The organism is Shewanella sp. OMA3-2 (assembly GCF_021513195.1).
In the GTDB taxonomy this organism is placed as follows: domain Bacteria; phylum Pseudomonadota; class Gammaproteobacteria; order Enterobacterales; family Shewanellaceae; genus Shewanella.
In genome coordinates this window covers 624,367-644,257 of sequence record NZ_CP090974.1, presented here as the reverse complement: position 1 = coordinate 644,257, position 19,891 = coordinate 624,367, and the positions used below count along the sequence as shown (strand labels likewise).

15 protein-coding genes and 1 pseudogene are annotated in these 19,891 nt (G+C 42.5%); 4 read left to right on the top strand and 12 right to left on the bottom strand.

All coding sequences use genetic code 11. The features are described 5' to 3' along the window. Nucleotides 1–64: 64 nt before the first annotated feature. The 6 genes from L0B17_RS02920 to L0B17_RS02895 form a co-directional block, all read right to left on the bottom strand. Nucleotides 65–3,199, bottom strand: coding sequence for an efflux RND transporter permease subunit (locus tag L0B17_RS02920; protein WP_235087459.1), 3,135 nt, complete (start codon nucleotides 3,197–3,199; stop codon nucleotides 65–67). Between the two features lie 12 nt (nucleotides 3,200–3,211). Next, nucleotides 3,212–4,600, bottom strand: a complete 1,389-nt coding sequence (locus L0B17_RS02915; RefSeq protein ID WP_235087457.1) for an efflux RND transporter periplasmic adaptor subunit — start codon at nucleotides 4,598–4,600, stop codon at nucleotides 3,212–3,214. Nucleotides 4,601–4,709: 109 nt separating this feature from the next. Then, entirely contained in the window at nucleotides 4,710–5,165 is a 456-nt protein-coding gene (locus tag L0B17_RS02910) for a hypothetical protein (protein WP_235087456.1), read from the bottom strand. Nucleotides 5,166–5,434: 269 nt separating this feature from the next. Then, complete coding sequence (locus tag L0B17_RS02905; protein WP_235087454.1) at nucleotides 5,435–6,166, bottom strand: hypothetical protein; 732 nt, start codon at nucleotides 6,164–6,166, stop codon at nucleotides 5,435–5,437. A gap of 1 nt (nucleotide 6,167) precedes the next feature. Then, on the bottom strand, nucleotides 6,168–6,908 hold the full coding sequence (locus L0B17_RS02900) for a PepSY domain-containing protein (RefSeq protein ID WP_235087452.1): 741 nt from the start codon (nucleotides 6,906–6,908) through the stop codon (nucleotides 6,168–6,170). 555 nt (nucleotides 6,909–7,463) lie between these two features. Further along, a complete protein-coding gene (locus L0B17_RS02895; protein WP_235087451.1) occupies nucleotides 7,464–7,943 on the bottom strand; it encodes a MarR family winged helix-turn-helix transcriptional regulator in 480 nt (159 codons plus the stop codon). A 362-nt stretch (nucleotides 7,944–8,305) separates the two neighbouring features. Between L0B17_RS02895 and putP the strand changes: the two are divergent. From putP to L0B17_RS02875, 4 genes and pseudogenes are all read left to right on the top strand, one after another. Further along, nucleotides 8,306–9,801, top strand: a pseudogene (gene putP, locus L0B17_RS02890) (sodium/proline symporter PutP). A gap of 8 nt (nucleotides 9,802–9,809) precedes the next feature. Further along, entirely contained in the window at nucleotides 9,810–10,913 is a 1,104-nt protein-coding gene (gene proB / locus L0B17_RS02885) for a glutamate 5-kinase (protein WP_235087449.1), read from the top strand. Then, complete coding sequence (locus tag L0B17_RS02880; protein WP_235087447.1) at nucleotides 10,910–12,157, top strand: glutamate-5-semialdehyde dehydrogenase; 1,248 nt, start codon at nucleotides 10,910–10,912, stop codon at nucleotides 12,155–12,157. The genes proB and L0B17_RS02880 overlap by 4 nt, the downstream gene beginning before the upstream one ends. 313 nt (nucleotides 12,158–12,470) lie before the next feature. Continuing rightward, nucleotides 12,471–13,082, top strand: coding sequence for a HutD/Ves family protein (locus tag L0B17_RS02875; RefSeq protein WP_235087446.1), 612 nt, complete (start codon nucleotides 12,471–12,473; stop codon nucleotides 13,080–13,082). A gap of 89 nt (nucleotides 13,083–13,171) precedes the next feature. Here L0B17_RS02875 and L0B17_RS02870 read toward each other — a convergent pair whose 3' ends face one another. The 6 genes from L0B17_RS02870 to L0B17_RS02845 all read right to left on the bottom strand — a co-directional run bounded on the left by L0B17_RS02870 (nucleotide 13,172) and on the right by L0B17_RS02845 (nucleotide 19,713). Then, a complete protein-coding gene (locus L0B17_RS02870) occupies nucleotides 13,172–13,684 on the bottom strand; it encodes a DUF2937 family protein (protein WP_235087444.1) in 513 nt (170 codons plus the stop codon). Between the two features lie 618 nt (nucleotides 13,685–14,302). Next, the gene (locus tag L0B17_RS02865) at nucleotides 14,303–15,007 is read right to left on the bottom strand and encodes a response regulator (protein WP_235087442.1); all 705 of its coding nucleotides are present in this window, start codon (nucleotides 15,005–15,007) and stop codon (nucleotides 14,303–14,305) included. A 29-nt stretch (nucleotides 15,008–15,036) separates the two neighbouring features. Further along, nucleotides 15,037–15,717, bottom strand: coding sequence for an ATP-binding protein (locus tag L0B17_RS02860; protein WP_235087441.1), 681 nt, complete (start codon nucleotides 15,715–15,717; stop codon nucleotides 15,037–15,039). Further along, nucleotides 15,678–16,457 (bottom strand): HAMP domain-containing protein, encoded by a 780-nt coding sequence (locus L0B17_RS02855; RefSeq protein WP_235089517.1) that lies wholly within the window; start codon nucleotides 16,455–16,457, stop codon nucleotides 15,678–15,680. Before L0B17_RS02855 ends, L0B17_RS02860 begins: the two co-directional genes overlap by 40 nt. A gap of 17 nt (nucleotides 16,458–16,474) precedes the next feature. Further along, on the bottom strand, nucleotides 16,475–18,484 hold the full coding sequence (locus L0B17_RS02850) for a MacB family efflux pump subunit (RefSeq protein ID WP_235087439.1): 2,010 nt from the start codon (nucleotides 18,482–18,484) through the stop codon (nucleotides 16,475–16,477). Nucleotides 18,485–18,486: 2 nt separating this feature from the next. Next, a complete protein-coding gene (locus L0B17_RS02845) occupies nucleotides 18,487–19,713 on the bottom strand; it encodes an efflux RND transporter periplasmic adaptor subunit (RefSeq protein WP_443019920.1) in 1,227 nt (408 codons plus the stop codon). Nucleotides 19,714–19,891: the final 178 nt, after the last annotated feature.

Genomic DNA, 19,891 nt, shown 5'->3' with positions numbered 1-19,891 from the left:
AACACATATAAAAATGCCCTCAAGTGACTGAGGGCATTTAGTTAGAAAATAAAAAGCGCCTAAATTACTTGGCCATTTTACGGCCGTATATCAGTAAATATATCGCCGGAATAACAAATAATGATAATAACGGTGCGGTGACCATGCCACCAACCATAGGGGCGGCTATTTTTTGCATCACTTCATTACCTGTACCGCTGCCCCACATTATGGGCAACAATCCAAAGAAAATTGTTGCTACCGTCATCGCTTTGGGGCGTATACGCATGACCGCGCCATGAATTAATGCTTCGGTTAAATCTGCGCGGTGATTGTATTGTCCTGCGGCTTGGCGATCTTTAATGCTGTTATTCAAATACACTTGCATCACCACACCAAACTCAGCCGCTACGCCTGCAAGGGCTATCATGCCGACCGATACCGCAACCGAAAAATTGAAGTCGAGTAAGTACAATAACCAGGCACTGCCCACTAATGAAAATGGTAGGCTTAACATGATCACCGACGCTTGAATAAATGAGCTAAATGTCATCATCAACAAAATGAAAATCACTATTAACATCAATGGAATCACTAGCTTCATTTTAGCTTCAACCCGTTGCATATACTCATACTGACCAGCAAAGCTATAACTGTAACGGGGTGGAAGAGTAACTTGTTCATCCAGCGCAATGCGCGCCATCGCGATATATTCACCAATTGAGATATCGTGCAAATCAACAAACACCCAACTGATTAAACGACCGTTTTCACTGGCCAGCATAGGCGCACCGTCACTGATGCTAATGCTGGCTAAATTCCCCAAAGGCACATATTTACCGGTTTTGGTGAGTACCGGTAAGTCCTTGAGCTTTTCTATGTTGTCACGTAGCTCGCGTGGGTAGCGAATGATAATAGGGTAACGCTCTTGCCCTTGTATCGACTGACCCACTTGCATGCCACCTATGGCCATTTGCACTACATCTTGAATGTCTTTTAAGGTCATGCCGTAACGGGCGGCATTTTTTAGATCGGGCTCAATATCAATATAACGACCACCACTGGTTCGCTGCGCAAACGCTGAAATAGTGCCTGGCAATTTACTGACCACAGCTTCAATTTCAGTGCCTATTCGTTGCAGTTCATTAATATCTGCACCGGAGATTTTTATCCCCACAGGCGTTCTCACCCCAGTAGATAACATGTCGATACGGGTTTTAATTGGCTGCACCCATGCATTAGTCATACCTGGCACTTTGACGGTTTTTTGCAGCTCGCTGATGATGCCCTCTAATGTCATGCCTTCCCGCCAGGTATCACGAGGATTAAGCATAATGGTAGTTTCAAGCATGGTCAGCGGCGCAGGATCTGTGGCGGTAATTGCTCGACCGACTTTACCAAATACTCGCTTAACCTCGGGCACGGTTTTTATCAGACGATCGGTTTGCTGTAAAATTTCCGCCGCTTTACCCGAACTGACGCTTGGTAACGTGGTGGGCATATACAGTAAATCGCCTTCTTCAAGCACAGGCATAAACTCGCTACCCATTTTTGTCATTGGATATATCGCACTGCCAAGGGCAATTAACGCAACCAAAATGGTCATTTTGGGAAAGCGCAGTACAACCCTAAGTAAAGGCTCGTACATGGCAATTAATACCCGACTTAAGGGGTTTTTCTTTTCTGCGGGTATTTTTCCGCGCACAAGATAACCCATTAATACTGGAATTAAGGTAATGGCTAGAATAGCCGAAGCCGCCATAGCAAAAGTTTTAGTAAAGGCTAAAGGATGAAACAAGCGCCCTTCTTGCGCCTCTAATGCGAACACAGGAACAAAACTTAAGGTGATAATCAGTAGGCTGAAAAACAATGCCGGCCCCACTTCAACCGACGCTTGCCGCACAAGCTCCCAATGGGTTTCACCCGTGGGCGTTTCGCCATTATGTTGTTCACTGTATTGCTCAAGATGTTTATGGACGTTTTCAACCATCACAATGGCGGCATCAACCACAGCACCAATCGCGATGGCAATACCGCCTAAGCTCATAATATTGGCATTCACCCCAATAATATTCATCACGATAAAGCTGATTAAAATCGAAATCGGCAGTGAAATAATGGCGACTAATGTGGAGCGAGCATGCAGTAAGAAAATAAGACAGATAAAGCCAACCACCAGCATTTCTTCTAACACTTTATGCTTAAGGTTATCAACGGAATTTAAAATCAGTTCCGAGCGATCATAGGTGATCACTAACTCAACGCCATCGGGTAAGCCATTTTCAATTTCAGCCAGTTTGTTTTTGACGTTATTAATGGTTGCGAGGGCATTTTCGCCATAGCGCATCACCACAATGCCACCGACCACTTCACCTTGACCATCAAGCTCAGCAATACCACGGCGAGCCGCGGGGCCAGTACGCAGCTGTGCGACATCTTTCATTAACACGGGCGTGCCTGATTCAGACACAATACCCAAAGGGATTTCTTCAAAGTCTGCTATGGTTTGACGATAACCCGACGAGCTGATCATGTATTCAGCTTCTGCCATTTCAATGACCGAGCCGCCCGTTGAACTGTTGGAGTTATCAAGCGCGTTTCTCACCGTCATTAAATCAATTTGATACAATGCCAGTTTATGTGGGTCGACAATTATTTGGTATGACTGCTCCATGCCGCCTATGGTGGCAATTTCAGATACTCCTTCAACACTTTGCAGTTCCAGCTTTAAAAACCAGTCTTGCAGTGACCTTAGCTGAGCGAGATCATGCAGACCTTTACGATCCACTAACGCGTATTGAAATACCCAACCTACACCTGACGCATCTGGCCCTAAAGTGGGTGTCACATTGGCGGGTAACTGACCCTGGGTTTGTGATAAATACTCCAATACCCTTGAGCGCGCCCAGTAAATGTCGGTGCCATCTTCAAAAATGATATACACATAAGAGTCACCAAACATCGAGAAACCACGTACCGTTTTCGCACCAGGCACAGCCAACATGGCGGTAGATAATGGGTAAGTGACTTGGTCTTCTACTAGCTGTGGCGTTTGTCCTGGATAAGATGTTTTGACAATAACCTGCACATCCGATAAATCAGGTAGTGCATCAAGGGGGGTTGTGCGCATAGCTTGATAACCAATCAAGGCGATAACCACGGTCAGTAGTAATACCATTGCCCGCTGTTTAATCGACGCGCTAATAATTTTTGCTAACATAGCGACCTCCGATTAATGGTTGGCGTGAGGGTCGGTAACAGCACTATCACTCGTGCTATTACTGCCACTTAAACGCTGTAAACTGCCCTGAATACTGGCTTCTGAATCGAGTAAAAACTGCCCAGATACAATCACTTTATCACCGGCTTTTAAGCCTTCGGTGATTTCAGCTTTACCTTGAGCAATTATGCCCACTTTAACTGCCACTGAAGTAAATTGGTTATCACTGCGTTGCACCACGACCTGGTTTTCACGCCCGGTAAGAATTAATGCTTCGATAGGAATAGATAACACATCATGATTGGGGCCGCCGAACAGTTTTACATCCACTAACGTGCCCGGCTTAAGTTGTTTACCTGGGTTGTCGAGTTTTATTCTTACTCGCATCGCGCGGGTGACAGGATCAAGCTCTGGGTAGATGTAATCAATGCTAGATTCAATATCAAACAAACCTTGCGCCGCAGAGGTCACCTCAACTGGGCGACCTTGTTTTAACCAGCTTTGTTCATTTTCAAACACATCAGCAATTACCCACACACTGCTTAAATCAACAATTTCAAATAAGGTGTCACCTGGCTGAACATACATGCCATGACGCACGGTCAATTGGCTGATAAACCCATCTTGTTCGGCATAAAAAGGCACTCGATAAATGGTATTACTGGTACGTTCTAACTGCTCGATAGTGCTGCTACTAACCCCTAATAACTCAAGACGCTGCCTTGCTTTACTCAGTAATACTGAGCCACGATTTTTATCTTGTTTAAGGTAATCTCTTGCCTGCATGTAATCATCTTGGGCATTGATTAATTCAGGTGAATACAGCTCATATAGTAACTGGCCTTTTTTAACTTGCTGGCCAACGGTATGCACTTTTAAGGTTTCTATCCATCCTGTCACGCGGGTATGTACATGACCAATCGCGTTTTCATTATATTCGACAGTGCCAATGGTTTTAACCAACTTCCACAGCGTGCCTTTGCTGACAGTTTCACTGCGCATACCTAAGGCTTGCTGCATACCACCGCTCACACCCACCACGACATCTTCACCGACCATGCCGCCGAGAGTCACTTTTTCTAGGTTCATACCACAAATTGGACACGTTCCAGGCACGTCTGAAACCACATGCGGGTGCATAGGGCAAACATACTTAATATTGGCATCATTCGCGCTATTTTTAGTCGGTAATATTGCTGGCTTAGATTGATTAAAAATCTTATCTGCTGAGGTGTTGACGCTGTTTGCAGCATCAATTGATTGGCTGACGTGACTGTGTCCCGCATGATCATCCTCGCTGGCTAGCGTAACTGATGACAGCAGCACATTTGTAAGTAATATCAACACAAAATAAGTCACAAAGCGTTGGTTAACAGCGTTTTTAAAAATAACAGGTTTCATATAGACCTCGAACGGTTTAACACTGAGGTGTTAATACTCGTTTAACAATAAACAGTAGAATTGGCTGCTTACACGAACAATAAATCATGGGACAGCTAAGATGTTTACATTAGACGATGGGAGGTCTAAAGGCAGGCGGAAAGTCGACAGAAAAACTGTTCAAAGCAACCGCTATAGGCGCAGGGTTAGCCGGAGCATTGGCTATATCTAGCTGCATGTCTATTAAACCGGCAGTAAATGAAATGGTTAAACAATGATTACAATCAATGCTACAACCACCCAGCCCGTTACAACAATTATTGCTGTTAGCGGTTTGCGGGTCAATATTAGCCCGCTGGCCCCCATGACAATCGGTCATTGATTGGGATATAAATACAGATTGTTTTGCAAGTGGCGTAACAGATGCCATAGTCATCATTTGATGATTGTCATCATTTTGCAGTGTCATAACCAAGTCTGCATGCGTCATTGGCACCATAGAACTACCATTAGCCATTAACCCTTGCCCGACGAGTGCGAGCAAAGTAAAAGCTATTATCCAGTAGTTTTTCAGTGTCTTGTGCATATCACTCAAAATCCGATTATGTGCTAATTCATAAATTGACTGTATCAGTGGCAACCTATTTAAATAGACAGCTAACTGATTTGACCTTAAAAGCAGTAATTATCTTTCAAATTACAGCCGCTTTTTTCAATTAATGAAGATAATACCGCTAAAGCCAACCAGATGATAACTTTTTTACTTGCTGCATAATGTGATACATAGCTGATTTGGGTGGATTGTTGAACCTTTAAAAAATCCGCAGCCAGCATCCGCTCTCAGTATCAATGTCGTTATCGTGATGCCGATTTGCGCTTAATGCGGTACTTGCCTTTGCGCAGTAAATCTACACTCCATATGACCCCTGTAAAGGTTAGCCACAGATTAAAAAATGCCAGTAACATCATTTGCACATTATTAAAGCTACCTTCATTGGTATAATCCATAAAATGCAGCATGAAGAATATGTCGGCTAGTTTTTTATCACTATCACTGTGGCCAACAATGCGTCCAGATTGCGCTTCAACATAGACTTGAGTGTCAACATCATCAGTAAAACTCACCTGCCATGTGACATTTTGTTGCTTAGGAAAATCCGCAATCGGCGGGTTAAGCTTGATAATACTAGCCAACTCACCAGGCCCTGAATAAGAAGCCTTTGCTAATTGGCCTATCCAGATTTTATCTAGCTCAAGCGTTTTGCCAGTATAGGCATCGACCAAAGTATATTGGTTATCTAAATGAGCATATAAGCCTTGCTTATGGGTGAGCTGATAATATGGTGAACCGAGTAAAAATATCGTCTCCAGTGCCACGCTATCTGGATGGTTTTGTAACACAGCTTTAGGCTCGACCAGCTGAGCCATGTCAATATGCTTAACTGCTGCAGCATGCTGACGGTAAGTGTGCCCACCAGCTTTGGTATGATCCATCAAATTAAAATACAGTCCACTTGCTAACCACAATACAAACTGTAACCCAACAATGACCGACATCCACTTGTGAACTTTTCTGACCCACCCCATATTAGGCCGCTCCAACAGATGAAGAATTAAGTCTTTTTCGGCGATTAGGCTTTGCTTTAAACACTCTAAAATAGGTCAATACCAAACCTGAAACTACGGCAAAGCTGGCAAATAATGCCACCCAAAACAGTAAAGCATTATCAATATCTTCACCGCTACTGTAGTCCATAATATGAAAACGGAACATCCAATCAAACCATCGCCAAAACTCATGGCGCTTACCCACTAGCAAGCCACTTTGAGCCGAAACATACAATGATGGAGACCCAAAATCATCAAAATTGACTCGCCACGCAGGTAAATGCCGCGAACTTAATTCAAAAGGCGGGTTTTCAGTAATTAAGGTTATGTCGGCAATGTCACCTTCACCTGTATAAACATGCTGAGCCACTGTTACCGCAGTAGACTCCGTCAATGGCGACAACACCTTCCCCGTCATTGCACTGACTAGCATTGTGGATTGTTGTGGCGTATCGGCTAAGGTAAACCGATACACGCTTTGCCCAATAAAAGTACCAACACTGATGTTGTTGGCACCTGGGTATGCCTGCAGTAATTGCTTAAGCGAGTAATCGATTTTATCGGTTTGAATTTTAGTTTGATGGTGGGTCACCAAAGAGTCGCCATGAATATAATCGATATCAAAAAATACCATATATGCACCGGTCGCCGACCAGATAACAAACTGTATCCCCAAAAATAGCATTAACCATTTATGGATTTTTCTTGCCGTTTTATGCATGGATCTCTCTATTAGGTTTGTGCGGCAGACATTGTGGATTAAGCCTGCTGAATATACATTCTATTTAATTGTGCAAAATATAAAGAAAAAAACTCTCTATTGCGAGAGTTTAAGTATATTAACTATTACGACATAAAGTCAGAAGTTTGGGGGCTTGTCATTATGTGTACTTCACATTGTGTCAAGAATTATGCCTTCGATGTTAGCCGTGGTGATCATAAGGCATTGATACTGGGTATCTGGCAAAACTCAGCCTGTGGTGTTTGAAGTGTCAGTGGTGATATTAGCCCAATGCTAATATCACCTTGGGGGCTTATTATCTAATAAAAGCATCATGCCAGTTAATCGCACATTTGATGGTAACAACCAAATTCAATACAACCACCTTAATGTACATATCAGTAGTCTTAACCTCAGATAGAAATAATAAAGGCGTATCAAACACCCCTTTGGTGCATTAATCCTACTGACTTTATCTAATCTGAGGCCATTAAAACTTATCAACACTTATATTTTAATAAACACTTATATCTAAATAAACATATAGTTATATCACTAATATTCTTGCTGATGTATTTGCCCAACCTCTAAAACAGGTGAAGCATCTAAACCTTCTGCATCCATCATGCATGAAATGCGCTGCATGGTTGCTAACATCTGCGACTGTTCCCATTCTTGCATTGACTCAAAACGAGCAATGAAGTGATCTTGCAAAGGCTTAGGGGAGTCTTTAATTATCTCCTTACCATGATCAGTTAAACTGATGCCTACTTTGCGTTTATCTGTAGTTGAACGCGTACGCGTCACTAACCCACGCTTTTCTAAACGATCAACAATACTCGTAATGGTTGCCGAGCTTAAATTAATGGTTTTAGCCACTTCTTTTACCATGGCATCATCGTGTTCAGCAATTGACAGCAAAACCAATAGCTGCGGGCTTGTCAAGCCAGTCTCTTTAGATAACTTCTTTGAATACAAATCAATTGCGCGGATCACCTGCCGCAAAGAGACGAGTAACTCTTCATACTTTTTCATCGGACTTATTCACCCCAACAGTCGGTTCAACACTAATAATTACAATTCTATCAAACTCAGAATAATTCATAAACAGTCTATTTTGTTTATTTTAAAACGAAATAGTTGTCATAAAATTACCAACATGGGTTGATATTCTTCGTTAACAACGTATCATAATGATTCGTACTCTAATCATTCGTGGTGAATCATATGAAACGTAAAAATTTTATGAGAAAAATATTCAACTCAAAAATAAAGCCGAAGAGAATCGCTAAAAACTCAGTGGAGTTGCTTTGTTTCTGGTTAATACTTGCGACTTATGTTTTCAGCCCTTTGTATACAATATATAAGTCGAACTCAAACAATAACGCAGGAAAGTAATGAATTATACCTATTTCACATTAACTTTATATTTTATGTTAATGCTAGGCATCGGGATTTATGCCGCTAAAAAATCCACATCTAACTTATCTGATTACATGCTTGGTGGCCGAAAAGTCAGCCCTCAAGTCACCGCGCTTTCAGCGGGCGCCTCAGATATGAGTGGTTGGATGCTAATGGGTTTACCCGTGCAATTTTTGTTTCCGGCTTTAGTACTATCTGGGTTGCAGTCGGTTTGGTGGTTGGCGCATGGGCAAACTATAAGCTCGTTGCCCCTAAGCTGCGTGTATACACAGAAGTCGCTAATGATGCGCTAACCCTGCCAGATTTTTTTGGGCAACGTTTTCATCGGAATGACGGCATTATTAAACTGGTTTCTGCAGTTGTAGTGATTATCTTTTTTACGCTTTATACCTCGGCGGGTTTAGTCGGCGGCGGAAAGCTATTTGAATCTGCATTCGGACTCGACTACCAGTTAGGTGTATTCATTACCATGTTTGTAGTTGTGGCTTATACATTATTAGGCGGGTTTCTTGCGGTAAGTCTTACTGACTTTGTCCAAGGCGTGATTATGTTTATCGCACTTGTCATGGTGCCTGTGGTGGCTTTTACCTATTTTGAAAGTGCAGAGACTATGATGGCCTACTCGTTAGAAGAAATTCCATCATTTAGCCAAAGCTTTGAAAATCTGACCATACTATCCTTGTTGTCTAGCTTAGCCTGGGGCCTAGGTTATTTTGGTCAACCACACATTATTGTCCGATTTATGGCTATCGATACCGTTAAGAATATCAAAACGGCAAGACGTATTGGCATGAGTTGGATGACAGTCACCATTGTTGGCGCGCTAGCAACAGGGTTAACAGGGGTAGCATATGTCAATAAATTTAATGTTGAGCTAAAAGATCCTGAAACTATTTTTGTTTTCTTTTCGAATGTTTTATTCCACCCATTAATTAGTGGATTTTTATTAGCCGCTATTTTAGCCGCGGTAATGAGCACAATATCGTCACAGCTTTTAGTGTCATCGAGTTCGTTAACCGAAGACATTTACCGTGTTTACAGTAAAAAAACGCTGTCGCAAAAACATTTAGTGAATGTTGGCCGAGGATGCGTATTTGCCGTTGCACTCATCGCCGCTGTCATGGCATTGCAACCATCTAGTAATATTCTCAGCATTGTCAGTAATGCATGGGCTGGATTTGGTGCCGCATTTGGTCCATTAATTTTGTTCTGCCTACTGTGGGAACGAGTCACTTATAGTGGTGCGCTAGCCGGTATTATCAGCGGCTCGGTAACTGTATTATTCTGGATTTATGCGCCGGTGTTAGAAAATGGCGCAACACTCAGTAGTTTAGTGTATGAAATGCTACCTGGGTTTTTAATTAGTGCACTCAGCATATGGCTTGTTAGTCTTTGGAGCGAAAAGCCTTCACAGAAAATAACAGACCAATTTAAAGAAGTTAATCAAGTATTGATTGAAAGCACATCATAAGAGGAAGTATGTCTTTAAGTAATAATAAACGAATCGTTATCAAAGTGGGCAGTGCATTAATTGCCCCAGGAAATGACGGTTGCAGTCCTAAGTACCTGAAAAACATTGCCGACTTTATTAAATCGTGCCGTAAACAAGGCCTACAAGTCATTTTAGTCTCATCAGGGTCAGTGGCTGCCGGTCGTCAATGGTTTAATGTAGATAATCCTTCAAAAGCATTGAAGAAAGCCATGGCTGCCGCAGGTCAAAACGACATGATGGCCATATGGGCTACATTGCTTGATATGCCTCTGGCACAAATATTACTGACCCAGGGCGACTTATGTAACCGTGAGCGTTATGTCAGTATTAAGGAGACCATTGAGTCACTTTTGGAATATAACGTACTGCCAGTGATTAATGAAAATGACACAGTTACGTCTGAAGAACTGAAAGTGGGCGATAATGATAATCTGGCCGCAATGGCTGCTGCAGCTATCAATGCTGATACTTTAATTATGTGTACTGACGTGAATGGGCTTTACGATAAAAACCCACACAGCCACAGTGATGCAAAATTATTACAGCAAGTGAATGTGATTACGCCAGAAATATACGCCATGGCAGGTGGAGCGGTAAGCTCAACTGGCACAGGTGGTATGCAAACTAAGATTGAAGCTGCAGAAAAAGCCACCGCACATGGTATTGATACCTTTATTATAAATGGTTTTGACGTTAACTCTTTTAACCAGTTACTTGAAGGTAACAACCCAGGCACTCACTTTTTACCTAGCAACGAGCCATTATCACCGGCAGTGCATTGGATGACTCACACGGTTCGCGAACGTGGCGAAGTGATCATCAATGACACCACAACAGCATTTGGCGATAATGAAGATATGTTGACCCGCGAAAATATTATTGAAGTAAGGGGTCAGTTTTCTGCGGGAGATACGATTCTAGTCACCACAGACGATGGTACTAGAGTGGCTAAAGCCATGACGAATTACAGTAGTTGTTTATTAAATTATATCGCCCAAGAGCAAGACGATATAAAAACAACCGACGGCTATTTTTCTGAAGACAATTCTATTATCGCAAAAGAGCATTTAACCGTTTTGGAGAACACATGAATTTAATGACAACTATGTCACAGCAGGCGTCACAAGCAGCACGCGTGTTAGCAAATTTAGATACAGAAACAAAAAATAACGTTTTATTAGTCATGGCCGCAGAGCTACGTAAAGGTTTATCCGCAATACTTGAAGCAAATAAGTTAGATATGGATGGCGCCAAGCAAGATAATGTTGCCAGTGCAATGCTTGACCGTTTATTGCTAAACGAAGAACGTATTGAATTAATGGCCAAAGGCATAGAAGACATTGTTAAGCTAGATGACCCTGTCGGCACAATACGCGATATAGGTGAACAACCTAATGGACTTAAAATCAGTAAAATGCGCATGCCTTTAGGCGTAGTTTGCATGATTTATGAAGCAAGACCAAACGTGACAGCAGATGCTGGTGCCCTGTGCTTCAAGTCAGGTAATGCTATTATTTTGCGCGGCGGCAAAGAAGCTATTCATTCAAGCAAAGCCATTGCCACTATTTTACAAAAAGCCTTAGCTTCGTTCGGCTTACCTGAAGCATTAATCAGTGTAGTGCCGAATGCAGATAGACAACTGCTAATGGATTTAATGGATCAACGCGGCCTGATTGACGTGATCATTCCTCGTGGCGGTGAAGGGTTAATCAACTTTGTCACAGATAATAGCAAAGTACCGGTTATTCAGCATTTCAAAGGTGTTTGCCATTTATATGTTGATAAAGATGCAGATTTTGACAAAGCGATCAATATTCTGCTAAACGGAAAAACCCAGCGTACTGGGGTGTGTAACGCACTAGAAGGTCTAGTGGTTCATCAGAAAATTGCTAACGACTTTATGCCGTTAGTGGCAAAGCGCTTAGCAGAACATGATGTTACTATTAATGCCTGCGCCACCAGCCTACCATTCTTTAAGCAAGCGAACTTGTTAGCTGATGACGGTTTTGGTCAGGAATATCTTGATTTAGAAATCGCGATTAAAGTGGTTGATAGTATGGATAAAGCCTTAGATCATATCCATCAAAATGGCAGCCATCACACCGAAGTAATCTGCACAGAGAATGCTGAGCGTGCTCAACGTTTCCAGCGCAGTGTTGATGCATCTGTTGTTATGGTTAATGCTTCATCGCGCTTCTCTGATGGTAGCCAGTTGGGCTTAGGTGCCGAAATTGGTATTGCCACCACTAAGCTGCATGCTTATGGTCCAATGGGACTCGAAGCCTTAACAGCCGAAAAGTTTTTAGTGTCTGGTAACGGCCACGTTAGAGGCTAGTCATTAGCTTTTAGCCCGTGAAAGCCGTTAAAGCATTTACGAGTTAACCAGCTATGAATATCTCAATAAAAAAGAGGCTCACATTATGTGAGCCTCTTTTTTATGTATTAAAACGATAGCTAAAACTAGGCTTTGGCTAAACGTCTAGCCACATTTTTTATATATGGGTTAAGACCACGGTTGTCATGCACCACTAGCACCTGTATTGGTCTGTTGATCATAACTCTGAATACTTATATTTCAATAGCCACTTGTACTCGCAAAGCTTTACGCTTATTTTTAAAAATCATCAAAGTCATATAAGCGCACAAAAATGTTATTCAAATTCGACCAATGCCAAGCCACTCCCTGGAAAAATGGCTTAGGCAGTACCTTTCAGCGCTATATATTTCCCCTTGGTGCTAACCTAGATAACTTTGATGTACGGATCAGCATGGCAAAGGTGCAAACTTCTGGACCTTTTTCAATATTTAATGGCGTTGACCGTTATTTAGCAGTGCTTGAAGGTAATGGGCTGAGGCTAACCTTTACAGAGAATTCCACGTCTAATACCGCTAATCACCCTGCAGTAGAGTTAACTCAAACCACTGCGCCTTATGCATTTAAAGGCGAATGGTCTATTGATAGTGAGCTAATGGACTCACAGGTGTTAGATTTTAATGTCATGGTACGTCGAGGGGTGTATCGGGCTACTGTCACCCAACATCTATTAACCACAGGCAATCTGCCTGATATTCAGACTGAGTGTCATGATGAGCTTATGGTGCTATTTTTAGCCAATGCTGAATATTTAGATGAAACAGCTAAAACACATTCAATAGCTCAATATGATTTATTAACTGTTTCAAATAACATCATCACTCAATGGCATTTTAAACACGCGACTCCCGTAATAATCACCCAATTAATTAAGTGTGCCGATTAGCCTGAGTCTCAATCGACTAAATTCCACATGCTTACCCATTGTTTGACATTAACGAACAGGCTAAGCAATACATAACCTGTTCAGATGTACTAATTTGACACAAATACCTTACGGCAACCCAAATATAATATCGATAATATCGATTCACACAACACGGCAAACAACAGCCCCAGCAACATCCCAATGGCAATAGCCTCTGGCTTTAACAAGATGACATGGGAATAATTTTTCCATACCTCAACTTGAATGTCCTGTTGCGGTGCCAGAATAATTTGCTGATAAGGGCTGTAACTGTGTTGACGGAACTGAGTAAGCGCATCGGTAAGCAACACATAACGTTGATAAATAGATTCAATACTTTCACCGCCGGCATTCACTATCGGATCATTATTTTGCCGATAATGTCTAATTAACCGGCTAATATCTCCTGCAAAAAAACGATCTGCATCGCGCTGAAACTCAGCTAAGCTCAGTTTCGCTTCCAATTGATGCGCCTCGAGCCGTTGACCGTATTGATCAACAAAACCCGGCACCTGAATACCGATTAACACCCCACACACAAATAAAATAATGCGCAGATAGTCCATAAAATATTTAATCATAATGAATAAGATGTCGCCAAGTACAAAGCATCACAATATCACTGTTCCTCTTACTAAGCATCTTGAATGAATGGCGGCATAAGGATTAACACCGTTAATCAGAAAATAACGATTGGCCGCTAATTGCCAATACAAGTTTAGATATTAACTTTCAACCAAGCACAAACCTAAAAACCAAAAAATACCGCAGACTTAGTCGTCAGCGTCTTACTTGAGCGTAGCGAAAATGCCTGCCTTCAAGATAAGCGAGGAAATGTAACCGTGGATGAGAAGTTATCTTTTGGACAAAATTTGGTAGGAAGGTGACTTCAAGTGCAAATGATCCCGCGAGACGCTGCAAGCACGTCCATGTGGGCTTAACCAAAACATCCCTGTTTTGGATACTCGCTGGCTCATCTGCACCCGAATTTTTGTTTCTTCGATTTAGCTTTATTGATGGCTGTGGAAAACGATAAACATAAAAAAATTAGCTCATTTCTGGACATTTTTGTGTCAGTGAATTTGCTAATTTAGCTTCTGGCGAATTATCAAGGGTATGGCAAAACTTCTGCTCGAGTGGCCAGTTTTGATCATCCACTGTACACCCAATCGTCATCTCGCTAACTGGCTATACACAAATTATTTAAGTGTTTCATGCAACAATTTGTAGCCCACCCCATAAACCGAACGGATAGGGTTAGCTGTTGGTGCAACGGCATGTATTTTTTTGCGGATATTCTTAATGTGGGTATCAATATTTCTGTCTGATACATCCGCAAGATCACTGTAAAGCGCATTGAGAATATCATCACGACTATACACTCGCCCTGGATGCTCAACCAATAGACGAAGTAACATAAACTCTTTGGGCGTTAAGTCGAGAAAGCAGCCGCTAAATCGAGCCTCATACTCGTCAGGCTTCAATACAAATTGTCCTAAAACTAACTCAGGGCTATGTATGGCAGGATTCGGTTGAATCGCCAAAGTTCGGCGCAGTACCGTTTTGACCCTCGCAATCACCTCTCTAGGGCTAAACGGCTTGCAAATATAATCATCGGCTCCGAGCTCTAAACCAATCAATCGGTCGATCTCTTCACTTTTTGCGGTCACCATAATAATGGGCAACTGAGAGAACTGGCGTACCTGTTTGCATATCTCGATACCGTCCATATCTGGCAACATTAAATCAAGCAGCATTAAGTCAAACGTCTGCGACTTCACCGTCGCCACGACTTCTGCACCCGACGCAAGATGGGTCACTTCAAAACCGCTATTTTGGCAATACGCAATCAAGACTTCGGCAATGTATTCTTCGTCTTCCACAATCAAAATATGCGTCTTCATTCTCTTCTTCCTCTATCGAAGTCTTATTGTTAGCTAGTATGGCGATGGATCGGTAGGGTTATCATCATTTTAACACCGCCCATATCTGACTTTTTAGCGCAAATAGTGCCTTGATGTGCCTCGATAATTTGCTGACACAATGCCAAACCAATACCGGAGCCGCCATGCTCTCGGCTGCGAGATTGTTCTACTCGATAAAAGCGTTCAAATACTTGAGTGAAAGCGCCTTCTGGTATCGATGGCGATGTATCTTCGATAATCACCTCAACATTATTTTTATCTTTGCGAAATGATAAAGTAATACCTCCCCGTGCGTCGGTATAACGGCAACTATTTTCCATTATATTGATAAACAACTGCGTCAAACGATCTCTATCTGCGATGACGAAGCACTCAGCATTCTCTTTCAAATACAACGCTTCACAATGTAATGCCAACCCAAACTCATCGGTTTTCACCTTAAAGCCAAGTAAGATATCTTTGAGGAGTTCAACGAGATTAAATAATGTTTTTTTGTATGACAATCCACCAATGTCGGTAATAGACAATTGATAAATGTCACCCACCAAATGACTCATTCCATCTATTTGGTCAATCATCACCTGTAAACGCTTTTCATCTGCTTTAAAAATTCCGTCTTGAATCGCATTGAGTTGCCCTCGAACAACCGTTAGGGGGTTTTCAGTTCGTGTGCAACATCTGACATCCATTTAGAACGTTCCGTTTTGTTCTTCTCCAACGTCTGAGCCAGAATATTTATATTGTCCGTTAGGACACCTAACTCATCGTTGCTATTACTAACCACTCTTGTAGCAAGGTTACCCTGAATTAATTGAGTCGTACCTTGATTGACCCTAAATATGGGCGCAACCAAGTGACGTGAGAAAAACCAGGCAGTGACAAACGCAAGGACAATGACGGCGAGCGTAATAGAGACATAACTTTGATATTGCTCAGCCAAAAATATATTCGCAGGGCTTTGTTCGGCCAGTTGTGATGGCACATAACTTAACCAACCAATCACGCTACCCTCGTACTCTATGGTTTGAGTTAACAGGCTTTCATCAATTTGAGAACGGCCAACCACGACCGTTTTATTCACATCATACAAACTGAGCCTTCGCTGTGTTTGCAATAACTGGCTTATACCTGTTGTATCTGTAGGTACAGATAGCGACGTATGATCATCACCCGATCTTCTCGTGCCAACGAGGCGTCGCCAATTGCTTTCATCGTCTTTTAACGATTGCCACGACCCATTTTCTTGATAAAACTCGCCTAATTTCTGGCTGACTTGTTCGACATAGCTCGATTCCGCATCTTTAATGAAATCATGAAAACCTGTTGACAGGTTTTGCATGATCAGAGCGAGCATAATGCACACAGCCAAAAAGCTTGTAATACAAAACGCTAGAAAGAACTTATGAATGATCTTCAGCTTGAAATTCACTTTCAACGTCTGTTTCCTTATCCTTTAGATAGCGCATCTACAGGGTTTAATCTTGCTGCATTTCTGGCCGGTAAGAAACCAAACAGAACCCCAATCAGTGTTGAGCACATAAAGGCGGCAATAATTGAGTTGGTCGAATAAATCAGACTCAATCCACTGCTCATTGATGAGATAACCAAGCCCACAAGGTAAGCTAAGCCAATACCCAAAGCACCGCCACATAGACACACCAGAACCGCCTCGATTAAAAACTGTCTCATAATATCCGCTTGTCTTGCCCCTACGGCCATTCGGATACCAATCTCTCGTGTGCGCTCGGTGACCGACACCAACATGATATTCATCACACCGATACCACCAACCACCAATGAAATAAAGGCAATGGCCGAGATAAGTAACGTCATCGTTGATGAGGTTTGTTCAATGTTTTCCCTTACCGTATCCGTATTAACAGTAAAGAAGTCTTCTACGCCATGACGCATTTTTATTAAGTTAATGATCGCTTGCTCTGCGGCGACACTCGATACGTCATCACTCACCCTAACTGTAATATCATTGACGTAATTTTGGCTGAAGATACGAGAGTTTACCGTACTATAAGGCAGCCATACATTCAGAGCATCGCTATTACCAGCTGCCATTTTACTTGCTGCAGTGACTCCGATAATGCGCACTGGCAACTGGCCCAAAAAGATCACCTGCCCAAGTGCATCACCATCAGGAAAGAGATCGTTTAAGGTGTTATTGTCAATGACTGCGACTTGATCCAATGAAGCGACACTTTTATCATCAAACAATTGCCCTTGTGCTAACTCTAAACCTTGCACGCGAAAATGGTCAGGACCAACGCCTAGCACCTCTGCGGTGACGACCTCACTAGCATAGCGTACAGTGACATTAGCACGTACGGTTGGCGTCACACTATCAACAAATGATAGATTCGTTAAGGCATTTACATCACTTGCGGTTAGCGTTCTTATTCGTCCCGCACGTCTATCACCTAAACCAGATCCGGGTTTAATTTCAATGGTATTGGTCCCCATCGAAGCCATTTGTGACAACACTTGTGCCTGAGAACCATTACCAATCGCCACTACGGATACCACCGAGGCAATACCGATGATGATCCCCAGCATCGTTAAAAACGTTCTTAGGCGGTGACTGCCCATCGCCGATAGTGACATTTTGAACGCTTCAACAAAGCTGAACCACTGTGCGGAAAATGGCCTTGATGTGAATGTATTCGCTTTTTTTTGTTCTGCAACACTTGTCGATGAAGTATCTATTTCCGAATTAGCTATTTCCGAATTAGCTATTACTGAATGTTTATTTGAGGCGTTATCGTTAGTGATATCACTAACGATTTCACCATCAGATATTTCAATAACACGCTCTGCTGATGCGGCAATTTTAGGGTCATGAGTGACCAGTACAATAGTGTGCCCTTGCTGATGCAACTCTCGAAGTAGCTGCATCATTTCTTTACCGCTATGACTATCAAGTGCACCGGTCGGTTCATCGGCAAGGATCACCGTACCACCATTAATTAAAGCGCGAGCGACACTGACCCGTTGTTGCTGTCCACCACTTAATTGGCTAGGCTTGTGACTCATACGATCGGCTAATCCCAATCTGTTTAACAACTTCTCTGCGCGTGCCTGACGCGATAATTTATTTTCTGCCGAGTAGAGCGCCGGAATTTCAACGTTTCCGATAGCGGTTAGATCATCCAACAAGTGATAACGCTGAAATATGAAACCAAAATAGTCACGTCGTAACTCTGCTAGTTGGTCTGGATTCATTGTGGAGGTATCTTGACCATTGACCAGATACGCCCCTTCACTGGGTGTATCTAAGCAACCTAAAATATTCATTAGGGTTGATTTACCCGAACCGGATGCCCCCATAATCGCAATCATTTCGCCGCGACGAATAGTCAGATTGACGTTGTTCAATACCGTTAATTCCTCATCACCAGCAGGAAAACGACGACTAAGACCTGAGACTTCTAATAATACGTCACTCATGGTTAAGATCTCCCGCCTTTACCCGGGCCACCATTGCCTCGCCCGCCTTTTTCTTGTCCTAATGTGGATGACATATTAAAACTTGATGCCGATTTGGTGTTCGCCTGACCCATAACGACTCGATCGCCTTGCTCTAACCCACTCAGCACTTGCGCATACACCTTATTGTCGATACCAATCTCAACTTCTCGCATTTCCAACGCCCCATCAACCAATACAGGGATACGATAGCGATTATCGCCCGGCAACTTGCGAGTGAGAATTTGGGATGGAACCAGTAATGCATCTTGCGCTGAATCTAAAACAATCGACACTTGCGCTGTCATACCGAAACGAAGCAAACCTTTCGTGTTGTCGACATCAAATACCGCATTGTAGTAAATGGCATCATCATCACCAATGTTAATCCTGCTATCATCACCGGTAAGAAGGGTTGGCCCTGGCTCTATTGTTCTTAGTTCACCATGAAAATAGTGTTGTGGGGCGCCTAAAATCGAAAAATATACTTTTTGTCCTGTCGTAACGTGAATAATGTCGGCTTCAGATACTTGCGCCTTGACCGTCATAACATCGAGTTGAGCCACTTCCACAATAGAAGGTGTAGACTGGTTTGTATTCACGGTTTGCCCCTCTTCGACAGAGAGATAAACAACAGTGCCATGAATGGGTGACTCAATCGTCGTGTAGCCTAAGTTCAACTGGGCATCATCAACATTGATCAACGCTTTCTCTTTTTCAGCAACCAGTTGGTCTAATTCCGATTTATAAACAATAAGTTCCGCTTCCGCAGCGTCATACAAAGACTGTGAGGTGACATTTTTTTCAAGCATCACCTTCTGCCTTTCGAAAGAGACTTCTGATTGATGAATTTGCGCTACTTTCGCTTTATATTGAGCGTTAATACTGGTCAATGATGCTTGAGCTTCTTTTAATGCGTTTTCTTGAGAAAGGTTGTCAATTTGCGCAATGAGTGCCCCCGCTTCAAGCCTGTCGCCAAGCGAAACGGCTATCGACTCTAACTTACCGGATACTTGGGCCCCAATATTCACCATTTTGGACGGATATAACACACCGTTAGTTAGCACCACATCTTCAATATTCCCGATGCGAACAGGCTCCGTAGAATACGCCACGGTTGAGGCGTCGTTCTTCGTATAAAAATAAGCGGCGACGGCACCGGTAGCGACAACAAGTAAAGTGATCGTCACTAAACGTTTGATATTTTTCATGTGCAAGTTTTCCCAATTTTTTAATTGTTATTAGGATAACGGAAAAATGTGAGGGAACTTTGAGACAAGATTAAATTATAAACCATTGATAATAAATGGCTTTGGTTGGGTAAGATTGAATTGTGTAGTGAGTGTGTGGCGATAAGAGAAGTAACTAGCCACAACCCAGGAAATTCTG

What these genes read in the sequence shown, in the direction of transcription:
- L0B17_RS02880 (WP_235087447.1), top strand. Translation starts at nt 10,910, where the DNA reads ATGAATTTAATGACAACTATGTCACAGCAGGCGTCACAAGCAGCACGC.
- L0B17_RS02905 (WP_235087454.1), bottom strand. Translation starts at nt 6,166, where the DNA reads ATGGGGTGGGTCAGAAAAGTTCACAAGTGGATGTCGGTCATTGTTGGG.
- L0B17_RS02850 (WP_235087439.1), bottom strand. Translation starts at nt 18,484, where the DNA reads ATGAGTGACGTATTATTAGAAGTCTCAGGTCTTAGTCGTCGTTTTCCT.
- L0B17_RS02900 (WP_235087452.1), bottom strand. Translation starts at nt 6,908, where the DNA reads ATGCATAAAACGGCAAGAAAAATCCATAAATGGTTAATGCTATTTTTG.
- proB (WP_235087449.1), top strand. Translation starts at nt 9,810, where the DNA reads ATGTCTTTAAGTAATAATAAACGAATCGTTATCAAAGTGGGCAGTGCA.
- L0B17_RS02860 (WP_235087441.1), bottom strand. Translation starts at nt 15,717, where the DNA reads ATGGATGTCAGATGTTGCACACGAACTGAAAACCCCCTAACGGTTGTT.
- L0B17_RS02895 (WP_235087451.1), bottom strand. Translation starts at nt 7,943, where the DNA reads ATGAAAAAGTATGAAGAGTTACTCGTCTCTTTGCGGCAGGTGATCCGC.
- L0B17_RS02920 (WP_235087459.1), bottom strand. Translation starts at nt 3,199, where the DNA reads ATGTTAGCAAAAATTATTAGCGCGTCGATTAAACAGCGGGCAATGGTA.
- L0B17_RS02915 (WP_235087457.1), bottom strand. Translation starts at nt 4,600, where the DNA reads ATGAAACCTGTTATTTTTAAAAACGCTGTTAACCAACGCTTTGTGACT.
- L0B17_RS02865 (WP_235087442.1), bottom strand. Translation starts at nt 15,007, where the DNA reads ATGAAGACGCATATTTTGATTGTGGAAGACGAAGAATACATTGCCGAA.
- L0B17_RS02875 (WP_235087446.1), top strand. Translation starts at nt 12,471, where the DNA reads ATGTTATTCAAATTCGACCAATGCCAAGCCACTCCCTGGAAAAATGGC.
- L0B17_RS02845 (WP_443019920.1), bottom strand. Translation starts at nt 19,713, where the DNA reads ATGAAAAATATCAAACGTTTAGTGACGATCACTTTACTTGTTGTCGCT.
- L0B17_RS02910 (WP_235087456.1), bottom strand. Translation starts at nt 5,165, where the DNA reads ATGCACAAGACACTGAAAAACTACTGGATAATAGCTTTTACTTTGCTC.
- L0B17_RS02870 (WP_235087444.1), bottom strand. Translation starts at nt 13,684, where the DNA reads ATGATTAAATATTTTATGGACTATCTGCGCATTATTTTATTTGTGTGT.